Source organism: Gammaproteobacteria bacterium (genome assembly GCA_016199745.1).
Lineage (GTDB): Bacteria > Pseudomonadota > Gammaproteobacteria > Acidiferrobacterales > Sulfurifustaceae > JACQFZ01.
This window is the reverse complement of sequence record JACQFZ010000049.1, coordinates 1-11017: the sequence shown is the minus strand read 5'-3', so window position 1 is coordinate 11017 and position 11017 is coordinate 1. Positions and strand designations below refer to the sequence as shown.

Genomic DNA, 11017 nt, shown 5'->3' with positions numbered 1-11017 from the left:
AAGGCGGCATAGGATCATATAAGGCCTGGTTCTAGTCAAGCGAAACGCCATGATCCGCGCGGCCAAGAAGGTGGATTCTATCGGAGTTAGGCGCGGCCGAACCACTTTGCAATTATTTTATCGCTGCCTGACTAATCCCCCTGCCGATTGTCCGGCGCCTACTCGGGCCGGGGCGAACGCTTGTGGATCCGGCGCGCCACCAATGCGCCGACCTCATACAGTAAGCACATCGGCACCGCCAATAACAACTGCGATAGCACGTCCGGCGGCGTCAAAATGGCGGCGGCGATAAAGATCCCGACAATTACGTACGGTCGCTTCTCACTCAGCGCCTCGGGGCTGACGACGCCCATGTAGACCAAAATGACGACGGCCACCGGTACCTCGAAGGCAATGCCAAACGCGAAGAACAGCGAGAAAACAAAATCGAGATAGGCCGAGATGGATGGCATCATCATCACGCCTTCCGGGACGGTGCCGACAAAAAACTTGAACACCACCGGAAATACCGCGAAATAGGCGAATGCCATGCCGCTGTAAAACAGCACAACGCTCGATACCACCAGCGGCACGACCAACCGGCGCTCGTGCTTATACAACCCCGGCGCGACAAATGCCCAAATCTGATAGAGCAGAATCGGCGCCGCGATTGCGACCGATACCATCGCCGTCAATCGAATCGGTGTGAGGAATGGCGAGGCCACGTCGGTGGCGATCATGCTGGCGCCGGCCGGCAATACCGCCAGCAGCGGTTGCGCCAACAGCGTGTAAACGTCGTTCGACCACGGCACCAACCCAATGAACACGACGGCGACGGCAATCACCGCATACAGAATGCGATTGCGCAGCTCGAGCAGGTGCGAAATGAGCGTGCCGCTGACCTCGTCGGTCTCAGCCACCGGTATTACTCTTTGATTTCGGGTTTAACTTCGGGTTCGGCGTCTGCAACTTCCGGCGCCTGGACGCTTTTCTTCTTAGTAACGGCCTTCGGTTTACGAACTGCCGTTTTGCGGCGAGCCTTCGCCTTCTTGGGTACGGCGGCAGCACTCTCTTCCGCTGCTACGGCTTCGACTGCCGCTGGCTCGGCAGCCGGCGGTGCAATCGACGGAACGCCGATATCGCTGGCATTCGGCACAGCACTGGCAAGATCGTGCGATAACTGCGCCGATGTTTCGTCCATCAACCGGCGCGCATCGTCCAACTCGCCCGTCAGCTGCTGCCACTCGGGTATATTCGCCTGCTGAATCTCACGGTCCAAATCGCGTTTGGCATCCGCCATAAACGCCCGCAACCGCCCGAGCCAGCGCCCAGCGGTGCTGGCAACTTCGGGCAACCGTTTTGGACCGAGCACCAGTAGTGCGACTAGGCCAACGATCAGCAACTCGGAAAAACCGACGTCAAACATACGAGCGGCGCGCCGTCTGCGCGCTTAGGCCTTGCTCTTGTCCTTGGTAGTGGTGACTTCGGCGTCGATCACGCGACCGCTGTTAGCGAATCGCGGCGGCTCGGCCGGCGCCGGCGCTTGCTTCTCGTCTTCCTGCTCGCCGTCCTTCACTGCCTTTTTGAAATTGCGGATGGCTGAGCCCAAATCACCGCCAATATTGCCGAGCTTCTTGGTGCCGAAAACCAGCATCACTACGACCAGAACGATCAACCAATGCCAAATACTCCAGCTACCCATGCGATATCTCCAGATCAAATGAACCGCGTTAGCGAACCTGCTCTCCCTCCCCCCTTGCGGGGGAGGGATGGGGAGAGGGGGCCATTTCGAAGCCCGCTCTCCTTCCCTTCCCACAACGGAGGAGGGAAATATTAAAAGTTACCGCGGGTCTTTCAACGCACGCGACGCCTTTTCCTCGAGCCCGGACCGGCCCAATCGCCGATCGAGCTCCTGCAAGATGTCGTCCGGTTTGAGTCCTTGCTGCGCCAGCAACACCAGGGTGTGAAACCAGAGGTCAGCGACCTCGTGGATCAACTGCGACCGCTCTCCGCCTTTGGCCGCAATTACCGTCTCCGTCGCCTCTTCGCCGATCTTCTTAAGTATGGCATCGAGCCCTTTGGCATAGAGGCTGGCGGCATACGACGTCTCCGGCGCTGCACCCTTGCGCGCCTCGAGCATCGCTGCCACCTTACTTAAAGTATCTGACATCGCTATTTCTTGCCATAAATTTCCCGGGCCGGCTTCAATACCGGCTCGACCGCGGCCCACTGGTCCTGGGTCAGGCGCTGATAAAAACAGCTTTCCCGACCGGTATGACAAGCGATACCGCCCAGTTGTTCGACCAACAACAGGACCGCGTCGTTGTCGCAATCCAGGCGAATTTCGCGAATTCGCTGCACGTGCCCCGATTCTTCACCCTTGCGCCATAACTTGGCGCGTGAACGCGACCAGTACACCGCCCGGCCCTCGAGCGCAGTTGCCGCCAACGACTCGCGATTCATCCACGCCAGCGTCAGCACCTTACCGGTGCCGGCGTCTTGAGCAATAGCAGGGACGAGGCCATCGTTTCCCCACTTTACGTTGTCGAGCCAGGAGTCACTCATAGGTTGAACCATGATAGCAGAGGCTATCCCCCTCTTAATTCCATCTTCGCGTTTTTAACGCGGGGAATAATTAGGGTGGCTTGGCTATCTTCGTACCTCAAGACCGGCCTCCGCCATACGCTGCTTCGCTTGGCCGACGGTGTACTCGCCAAAATGGAAAATACTAGCCGCCAACACCGCATCGGCGGCGCCTTCACGCACCCCAGCTACCAAGTGGTCGAGATTGCCGACACCACCGGAAGCAATCACCGGCACGCTCACGGCATCGGCCACCGCCCGTGTCAGCGGTAAATCGAAGCCATTCTTAGTGCCGTCACGATCCATGCTGGTCAACAGGATTTCGCCGGCGCCGTACGCCGCCATGCGCGCGGCCCATTCGATGACGTCGAGGCCGGTCGCCCGCCGGCCGCCGTGGGTGTAGACCTCCCAGCGCGGCGCCGGGCCCGTCTGCGTCTGTTTGGCATCGACCGCGACAACGATGCACTGCGCACCGAAACGATCAGCCGCGCGTTTGACGAAATCGGGGTCAGTAACCGCAGCGGTATTGATCGATACTTTGTCGGCACCGGCGTTCAACATGCGCCGGACGTCGTCGACGGTGCGAATACCGCCGCCGACGGTGAGCGGAATGAACACCTGGTCGGCCATACGCTCGACCACATGCACCATCGTGCCGCGGTTATCGCTGCTGGCGGTGATATCGAGAAAGGTGATCTCGTCCGCCCCCTGCTCGTCGTACCGGCGCGCGATCTCGACCGGATCGCCGGCATCGCGGATTTCGACGAACTTGACGCCCTTAACCACACGACCATTATCAACGTCGAGGCAAGGGATGACGCGTTTTGCTAGGCCCATAGCGCGATTCTAACGTACCGTGCGTGTGCTTTAGAGCAAAAAATGCGGCGCCGACCGACGACGGCGGCCGATTGTTGTAATTGCGACGTCTTTTTAACAAAAGCGCTAGCTGAGTTATTTGATAGGATCGACCCCACTCATTTCCGCCGATTCCAGAGACATTCATGACGAAAATTGAGAGCCTGCTGGTCGCCAATCGCGGCGAAATCGCTATCCGCGTCATGCGCGCGGCAGCGGAAATGGGCATTCGCACGGTTGCGATCTACGCCAACGAAGACCGCTTCTCGCTGCATCGGTTCAAGGCCGACGAGAGTTACCTGGTCGGCGCCGGCAAAAAGCCGATTCAGGCCTACCTCGATATCAACGACATCGTCCATATCGCCAAGCAGGCGAAAGTCGACGCCATCCACCCCGGTTACGGCTTTCTGTCGGAGAACCCGGAGTTTGCCGCGGCTTGCGCCGCCCATGGCATCGCCTTCGTCGGCCCGACGCCCGAGGTCATGCGTACGCTCGGCAACAAAGTCGCCGCGCGCAACGCCGCGATCGCCGCCGGCGTGCCGGTGATTCCGGCGACCGGCGCGCTATCGCGCGACATCGCCGAGGTCAAACGCGCCGCCGCCAAGGTCGGCTACCCGCTGATGCTGAAGGCGAGCTGGGGCGGCGGCGGCCGCGGCATGCGTACGATCGAAGCCGAAGCCGATCTGGCGGAGCAACTGGACATTGCCCGGCGCGAAGCGCTGGCGGCGTTCGGCAACGACGAGGTGTACCTCGAAAAACTGGTGCGCCGTGCGCGCCACGTTGAAGTGCAAATCCTCGGCGATACCTACGGCAACGTCGTCCATCTCTACGAGCGCGACTGCTCGGTGCAGCGGCGCAATCAAAAAGTGGTCGAGCGCGCGCCGGCGCCGTACCTCGCCGAAGCTAAGCGACAAAAATTATGCGACGCCGCGCTCAAGCTCGCGCGTGCTGTCAATTACACGCACGCCGGCACCGTCGAATTTCTGATGGACGCCGACACCGATGAGTTCTATTTCATCGAGGTCAATCCGCGCATCCAAGTCGAGCATACCGTCACCGAAGTCGTCACCGGCATCGATATCGTCAAGAGCCAGATCCGCGTCAGCGAAGGCGCACGCATCGGCGGCGACGCCGGCGTGCCATTACAAGACGGCATTCGCTTGATGGGACACGCGCTGCAGTGCCGTGTTACCACCGAAGATCCGGAAAACAACTTCACGCCGGATTACGGTCGCATCACCGCCTATCGCAGCGCCGCCGGTTTCGGCGTGCGCCTCGACGGCGGCACCGCCTACGCCGGCGCGGTCATCACGCCGTATTACGACTCGCTGTTGGTGAAAGTCACGACCTGGGCGCAGACGCCGGAAGAAGTTATCCAGCGCATGAACCGCGCACTGCGCGAGTTCCGCGTCCGCGGCGTTTCAACCAATCTGCAATTTCTCGAAAACGTTATCGATCACCCGTTGTTCCGCAACGGCGAGTGCACGACACGCTTCATCGATACGACGCCGGAGTTGTTCCAGTTTCCGCTGCGCCGCGACCGTGCCACGCGCTTGCTGCGCTTCATCGGCGAAGTCGCGGTCAACGGCAATCCGGAGATGAAAGGTCGCGAAGCGCCGGCCGCTTGGCAGGCCGGCCATCTCACCCGCGCGACACCGCCGGCGTTCGATTTGACGCAACCGATTCCGCCGGGCACGCGCCATCGGCTGCGCGAGCTCGGCCCGGAAAAATTCGCACAGTGGATGAAACAGCAACAACGCGTGCTGCTAACCGACACGACCATGCGCGATGCGCACCAGTCGCTGTTCGCGACGCGCATGCGTACCAAGGACATGCTCGAGATCGCACCGTACTACGCGCGGCTGTTGCCGCAGCTGTTCTCGCTCGAATGCTGGGGCGGCGCGACATTCGACGTGGCGATGCGTTTCCTGAAGGAAGATCCGTGGGAACGCCTGACCGGCCTGCGCGAACGTGTGCCGAATATTTTGCTGCAGATGCTGCTGCGCGCATCGAACGCTGTCGGCTACACGAACTACGCCGACAACGTCGTGCGTTATTTCGTCGAGCAAGCGGCTAAGAGCGGCGTCGACGTGTTCCGCGTGTTCGACTCGCTCAATTGGGTCGACAACATGCGCGTCGCCATGGACGCGGTACGCGAAGCCGGCGCGCTATGCGAAGGCACGATTTGCTACACCGGCGATTTGTTCGACGCCAAGCGGCCGAAGTACAACTTGAAGTACTACGTCGATATGGCCAAGCAATTGGAAAAGGCCGGCGCGCACATTCTCGGTATCAAAGACATGGCCGGCGTTTGCAAGCCGCGCGCCGCACGCGAGTTGGTGCGGGCATTGAAGCAAGAGGTCGGCCTGCCGATCCATTTCCACACACACGACACCAGCGGCATCGCCGCCGCCTCAGTGCTTGCGGCCGTCGACGCTGGCGTCGACGCCGTCGATGGCGCGCTCGACTCGATGAGCGGCCTGACGTCGCAGCCGAACTTGGGCGCGATCGCCGCCGCTCTCGCCGGCTCCGAGCGCGATGCCGGCGTCAATCTCGATGCGATGCAGTCGATCTCGAATTACTGGGAAGGCGTGCGCCGCTTTTACGAGCCGTTCGAGGCTGACATCCGTTCCGGTACCGCCGATGTCTACAAGCACGAGATGCCCGGCGGTCAGTACACCAACCTGCGCGAACAGGCACGCGCGATGGGCCTGGAACATCGCTGGCCGGAAGTATCGCGCGCCTACGCCGACGTGAATTTGCTGTTCGGCGATATCGTCAAAGTGACGCCGACGTCGAAGGTGGTCGGCGACATGGCGTTGTACATGGTGGCGAACGATCTCACGCCGGATGACGTGAAGAACCCGGACAAAGATATCGCCTTCCCCGAGTCGGTGGTGTCGTTGTTCAAAGGCGAGCTTGGGTTTCCGGCCGATGGCTTTCCGAAAGCGCTCGAACGCAAAGTCTTAAAAGGCCAGCCGCCGCTGTCCGGTCGTGCCGGCGCGCATTTGCCGCCGGTCGATCTCGACAAAACGCGCACGCAGCTGGCCACGATTATCGGCCGTAAGCCGAGCGATCAAGACTTGGCATCGCATCTCATGTATCCGCGCGTGTTCAAGGATTTCGCCGAGCATCAGAAACATTACGGCAGCATTAGCGAGTTGCCGACGCCGGTGTTCTTTTACGGCTTACGCGATCACGAAGAGATTGTGATCGACATCGACAAAGGCAAGTCGCTCATCGTCCGCCTGCAAGGCCGCGCCGAGCCGGATGAGGACGGCGACGTGAAATTGTTCTTCGAGCTGAACGGCGAGCCGCGCTTGATCCGCGTACCCAAAGCCGGGCTGGTGTCTACCGCTGCTGCGCATCCGAAGGCGCAGGACGATAACGCTAAGCATGTCGGTGCGCCGATGCCGGGTATGGTGGTGACGGTCGCTGTCAAAGCGGGACAGCGTGTGCATGCCGGCGATCCGTTGGTGTCGATTGAAGCGATGAAGATGGAAACGATGGTACGGGCGACGCGGGACGGTGTGGTGAAGCATGTGTACGTGAAGCCGGGGAAGACGATTGTTGCTAAAGATTTGTTGGTGGAATTGGAGGGATAGTTGAATCGCCCCGTTGGGGCGATGTCTGTCGAGGGTAATAAATATATTCAGCGGGATGCTCCGCCCCGCACCCAGGGTTACTTTTCTTTGCTTGTGCAAAGAAAAGTAACCAAAAGAAAGCACCCCCCGGGGTGGCGCAAAGCATCCTGCGCTTCTCGCTTTTGGCTCACTAACTATGTCTGACAGCAACTGCAACTACCCATTTCACTCACCCCCCACCCTAACCCTCCCCCGCTAGGGCGGAGGAGGGAATGGATCGGTGGCGGCGGGTGTTATGTAACTAACGGCCTAGTCGGTTTTGCGTTTGCTTTTCATCCCCTCCCCTGCGCAGCGGGGGGTGAGGCGGGGTTTTCGCGAGTGTCCGGTGGACACTCGCGCCGCCGAACGGGCGCGCTGAAGTTAGCGCGCACTGGGCGGGAATGGTTAGGGTGGGGGCGGTTGTTGTTGTGGTTGCTGTTCTCCATCCTGCACGCTTGCGAAGCCGTGGTACTTTCATCCACGAGGCTTATCGCCATCAACTAAACGATTTACTTCCGCGCCGTCGTATACAAGAAATTCTCCATCGTATGCTCGGCCAATCCATGCCACGGTTGTACCGTGCCGCGGAACTTGAGCCAGTCGGTGTAGATCTTCTTGAACGCCGGATTTTTGCCGGCCTCGTCCTCGAACAGCTCGAACGCAATCTTGTAAGCCGCCACCATCACGTCTTGCGGATAACGATGCAGCTTCACGCCGTAACCGAGCAAACGTTGAATCGCCAGCGGATTTTTCGAGTCGTACTCGGCGGTCATGTATTGATTGGCTTCGGCGGCAGCGCTGCTGAACGCTTCTTGATAGGGCTTCGGTAACTTATCCCACTCTTTGGCGTTCACGTACAACGACAGCTGTGCCTCCGGTTCCCACCAACCCGGGTAGTAATAGTTCTTAACGACCTTATAGAAGCCGAGCTTCTCGTCGTCGTACGGGCCGACCCATTCGGTGGCATCAATCGTACCCTTTTCCAACGCCGGATAGATGTCACCGCCGGCCAGCGTTTGCGGAATGACGCCGAGCTTCGACATGATCTCACCGCCGAAGCCGGGAATCCGCATCTTGATGCCTTTGAGATCGGCGACCGATTTGATTTCGTTGCGGAACCAGCCGCCCATTTGCGTGCCGGTGTTGCCGCCCGGGAAATTGAGAATGTTGTAGTCGGCGAAGAACTCGCGCGTGAGCTTCAAACCGTTGCCATAGTACATCCAGGCATTTTGCTGGCGCGCCGTCAGACCGAACGGAATCGCGCAGTCGAACGCAAACGCCTTGTTCTTGCCGACGAAGTAGTAACTCGCGGTATGACCGCACTGCACCGTCGCGTTCTGCACTGCTTCCAGGACTTGCAGTCCCGGCACGATCTTGCCGGCGGCAAACACTTGGATGTCGAACTTACCGTCGGTGAGCTTGCGCACGCGTTCCGCCAAATATTGCGCACCACCATAAATAGTGTCCAAACTCTCCGGAAAGCTCGATGCCAAACGCCATTTGACCGCCGGCGATTCCGCGGCGATCGCCGCACCGGTAACGGTGGCGGCGCCTACGGCCACGCCGGCACCGGCTTGCTTCAGGAACGAGCGTCTATTCTTGTCGGTCATTTTTCCTCCTTGGTGGTGACAACGTGGTGACGGCTAATAGCATATCTGAACCGTCATTGACTATAGTCACGTTCCGCCGGAGCACCCACAAGGAGTAGCTATGGATTTACTGTTGAAAATCGCCGGTGCTATCGACACGCTGAACAAGGGCTTCGGCAAGCTGGCGAACTGGGCGGTGCTGCTGGCGTGTTTGATCAGTGCCGGCAACGCACTGGTGCGCTACGCGCTGCACATGAGCTCGAACGCGTGGCTCGAGGTGCAGTGGTATCTGTTCGCCGGTATCGTCATGCTAGGTGCGTCTTACACGCTCAAGCTGAACGAACATGTGCGCGTCGACATTTTTTACAACCGCTTGCCGCCGCGAGTTTGCGCCTGGATCGACTTGATCGGTTGCCTGCTGTTCCTGTTGCCGGCGACGGTGCTGTTGGCATGGTTCGCGTGGCCGTTCTTCGTCAACTCGTATCGTCTCGACGAGATCTCGGCCAACCCGGGCGGCCTCACGTTGTGGTGGGTTAAGTTGTTGCTGCCGCTCGGCTTCACGCTGTTGTCGTTACAAGGCGTCGCTGAAGTCATCAAGCGCATCGGCTTTCTGACCGGTCGCTACTCGATGGACACGCATTACGAGCGACCGCTGCAATGATCACGGTCGAAATGATGCCGCCGTTGATGTTCGGCGCGCTGGTGATCGTCATGCTGCTCGGCTATCCGGTGGCATTTTCGCTGGCGGCACTGGGCTTGGTCAGCGCTTTCGTCAGTATCAAACTCGGCTTCTTCACCGTCGATTTCTTACAGGCGTTGCCGCTGCGCGTGTTCGGTATTTTGTCGAACGAGCTGCTGCTGGCGATTCCGTTCTTTACTTTCATGGGCGCGATCCTCGAGCGCTGCGGTCTGGCCGAGGACCTGCTCGAAGGAACCGGTCAATTATTCGGGCCGGTGCCCGGCGGCCTCGCCTACGCCGTCATCATCGTCGGCGCGATTCTCGGCGCCATCACCGGCACAGTCGCTGCCTCGGTCATCGCCATGGGCATGATCTCGTTGCCGATCATGATGCGCTACGGCTACGACATGAAGACCGCGACCGGTGTGATCGCTGCGTCCGGCACGATCACGCAACTGATTCCACCCTCACTGGTGCTGATCGTGCTTGCCGATCAACTCGGCCGCTCGGTCGGCGATATGTACGCCGGCGCCATCGGCCCGTCGATCCTGCAAACACTGTTGTTCATCGTTTATATCTTCGTCATCTCGCTGATTAAACCGCAGTGGGTACCGCCGCTACCGAAGTCGGCACGCGCACTGCACGGTTGGCCGCTGATCAAACGCGTGCTGTGGGGCATGGTGCCATCGCTGGTACTGATCTTCCTCGTACTCGGCACCATTTTCATGGGCTTGGCGACCCCGACCGAAGCCGGCGCCATGGGCGCCGTCGGCGCCCTGGTTTTGGCGGCGCTGCACAAACGCTTGTCGTGGCCGCTGGTGCAACAAGGCATGGAAACCACCATGCGCATCACCGCCATGGTGATTTTCATTCTGATCGGCTCGACCATTTTTAGTCTGGTATTCCAGGGTGTGGACGGCAGCCGCTGGATCGAGCATCACTTATCGTCGTTACCCGGCGGCGTCGTCGGCTTCCTGGTATTCGTTAACCTATTCGTATTTTTCTTGGCGTTCTTCCTCGATTTCTTCGAGATCGCCTTCATCATCGTGCCGATGCTCGCTCCCGTTGCCGCCAACATGGGCATCGACTTAATTTGGTTCGGCGTGTTGTTATGCGTGAACATGCAGACGTCATTCATGCATCCGCCGTTCGGTTTCGCATTGTGTTATTTACGCGGCATCGCGCCGAAGCAAGTGAAGAGCAGCGAGATCTACCTCGGCGCGTTGCCGTGGGTGGGGCTGCAGCTGGTGATGGTTTTGGTCGTCATCTTCTGGCCGGGCTTGGTGACGAGCTGGGTCGAGCAGAGTCCAACGATTGATATCGATAAGATTGAAATTCCGAGACCGGAATATCAGCCGTTGGACGGTAGCGACATATCGACACCGGAATCGCACTGGAACGAACAACAACCACAAACGCCCCCACCCTAACCATTCCCGCCCAGTGCGCGCTAACTTCAGCGCGCCCGTTCGGCGGCGCGAGTGTCCACCGGACACTCGCGAAAACTCTGCCTCACCCCCCGCTGCGCAGGGGAGGGAATAAAAAAATGTAGGGTGGGCAAAAAGGCGTTGCCCACCCTAATGCAATGGACTCCACCCCCTTACTCAACGGCGTCACAATGCGCCAAGCGGGTTGAATCGGTCAACGCGCTATCGTCAGGAGGTGGAGCCCAGATGAATACTAACGCAGCGGTGATCGGATTGGATATT

The 11017-nt window shown here is 59.5% G+C and carries 10 protein-coding genes; 3 read left to right on the top strand and 7 right to left on the bottom strand.

Annotated elements, in window-relative coordinates; genetic code table 11:
- Positions 1–158: 158 nt before the first annotated feature.
- From tatC to hisF, 6 genes are all read right to left on the bottom strand, one after another.
- Positions 159–905: a twin-arginine translocase subunit TatC gene (tatC, locus tag HY308_12800; protein MBI3899158.1), complete on the bottom strand. Its 747-nt coding sequence runs from the start codon at positions 903–905 to the stop codon at positions 159–161.
- The gene (tatB, locus tag HY308_12795) at positions 905–1405 is read right to left on the bottom strand and encodes a twin-arginine translocase subunit TatB (GenBank protein ID MBI3899157.1); all 501 of its coding nucleotides are present in this window, start codon (positions 1403–1405) and stop codon (positions 905–907) included. The genes tatC and tatB overlap by 1 nt, the downstream gene beginning before the upstream one ends.
- Positions 1406–1429: 24 nt before the next feature.
- Positions 1430–1681 carry a Sec-independent protein translocase subunit TatA gene (tatA, locus tag HY308_12790; protein MBI3899156.1) on the bottom strand — a complete coding sequence of 84 codons (252 nt, stop codon included), beginning with the start codon at positions 1679–1681 and terminating at the stop codon, positions 1430–1432.
- 138 nt (positions 1682–1819) lie between these two features.
- Positions 1820–2149: a phosphoribosyl-ATP diphosphatase gene (locus tag HY308_12785; protein MBI3899155.1), complete on the bottom strand. Its 330-nt coding sequence runs from the start codon at positions 2147–2149 to the stop codon at positions 1820–1822.
- 2 nt (positions 2150–2151) lie between these two features.
- Positions 2152–2544, bottom strand: coding sequence for a phosphoribosyl-AMP cyclohydrolase (gene hisI / locus HY308_12780; protein MBI3899154.1), 393 nt, complete (start codon positions 2542–2544; stop codon positions 2152–2154).
- Positions 2545–2628: 84 nt separating this feature from the next.
- The gene (gene hisF / locus HY308_12775) at positions 2629–3399 is read right to left on the bottom strand and encodes an imidazole glycerol phosphate synthase subunit HisF (GenBank protein MBI3899153.1); all 771 of its coding nucleotides are present in this window, start codon (positions 3397–3399) and stop codon (positions 2629–2631) included.
- Positions 3400–3563: 164 nt separating this feature from the next.
- On the opposite strand from hisF, the gene HY308_12770 reads away from it, so the two are divergent.
- Positions 3564–7022 carry a pyruvate carboxylase gene (locus tag HY308_12770; GenBank protein ID MBI3899152.1) on the top strand — a complete coding sequence of 1153 codons (3459 nt, stop codon included), beginning with the start codon at positions 3564–3566 and terminating at the stop codon, positions 7020–7022.
- A gap of 527 nt (positions 7023–7549) precedes the next feature.
- Here the strand turns inward: HY308_12770 and HY308_12765 are convergent.
- Entirely contained in the window at positions 7550–8650 is a 1101-nt protein-coding gene (locus HY308_12765) for a TRAP transporter substrate-binding protein (GenBank protein ID MBI3899151.1), read from the bottom strand.
- A 100-nt stretch (positions 8651–8750) separates the two neighbouring features.
- On the opposite strand from HY308_12765, the gene HY308_12760 reads away from it, so the two are divergent.
- Positions 8751–9290: a TRAP transporter small permease subunit gene (locus HY308_12760; GenBank protein MBI3899150.1), complete on the top strand. Its 540-nt coding sequence runs from the start codon at positions 8751–8753 to the stop codon at positions 9288–9290.
- Positions 9287–10738 carry a TRAP transporter large permease subunit gene (locus tag HY308_12755; GenBank protein MBI3899149.1) on the top strand — a complete coding sequence of 484 codons (1452 nt, stop codon included), beginning with the start codon at positions 9287–9289 and terminating at the stop codon, positions 10736–10738. Before HY308_12760 ends, HY308_12755 begins: the two co-directional genes overlap by 4 nt.
- The last annotated feature ends 279 nt before the right edge of the window (positions 10739–11017 follow it).

Excerpts from the sequence above, each read along its gene's own strand:
- tatB (MBI3899157.1), bottom strand. The coding sequence starts at position 1,405 with ATGTTTGACGTCGGTTTTTCCGAGTTGCTGATCGTTGGCCTAGTCGCA.
- tatA (MBI3899156.1), bottom strand. The coding sequence starts at position 1,681 with ATGGGTAGCTGGAGTATTTGGCATTGGTTGATCGTTCTGGTCGTAGTG.
- HY308_12785 (MBI3899155.1), bottom strand. The coding sequence starts at position 2,149 with ATGTCAGATACTTTAAGTAAGGTGGCAGCGATGCTCGAGGCGCGCAAG.
- hisI (MBI3899154.1), bottom strand. The coding sequence starts at position 2,544 with ATGAGTGACTCCTGGCTCGACAACGTAAAGTGGGGAAACGATGGCCTC.
- hisF (MBI3899153.1), bottom strand. The coding sequence starts at position 3,399 with ATGGGCCTAGCAAAACGCGTCATCCCTTGCCTCGACGTTGATAATGGT.
- HY308_12770 (MBI3899152.1), top strand. The coding sequence starts at position 3,564 with ATGACGAAAATTGAGAGCCTGCTGGTCGCCAATCGCGGCGAAATCGCT.
- HY308_12765 (MBI3899151.1), bottom strand. The coding sequence starts at position 8,650 with ATGACCGACAAGAATAGACGCTCGTTCCTGAAGCAAGCCGGTGCCGGC.
- HY308_12760 (MBI3899150.1), top strand. The coding sequence starts at position 8,751 with ATGGATTTACTGTTGAAAATCGCCGGTGCTATCGACACGCTGAACAAG.
- HY308_12755 (MBI3899149.1), top strand. The coding sequence starts at position 9,287 with ATGATCACGGTCGAAATGATGCCGCCGTTGATGTTCGGCGCGCTGGTG.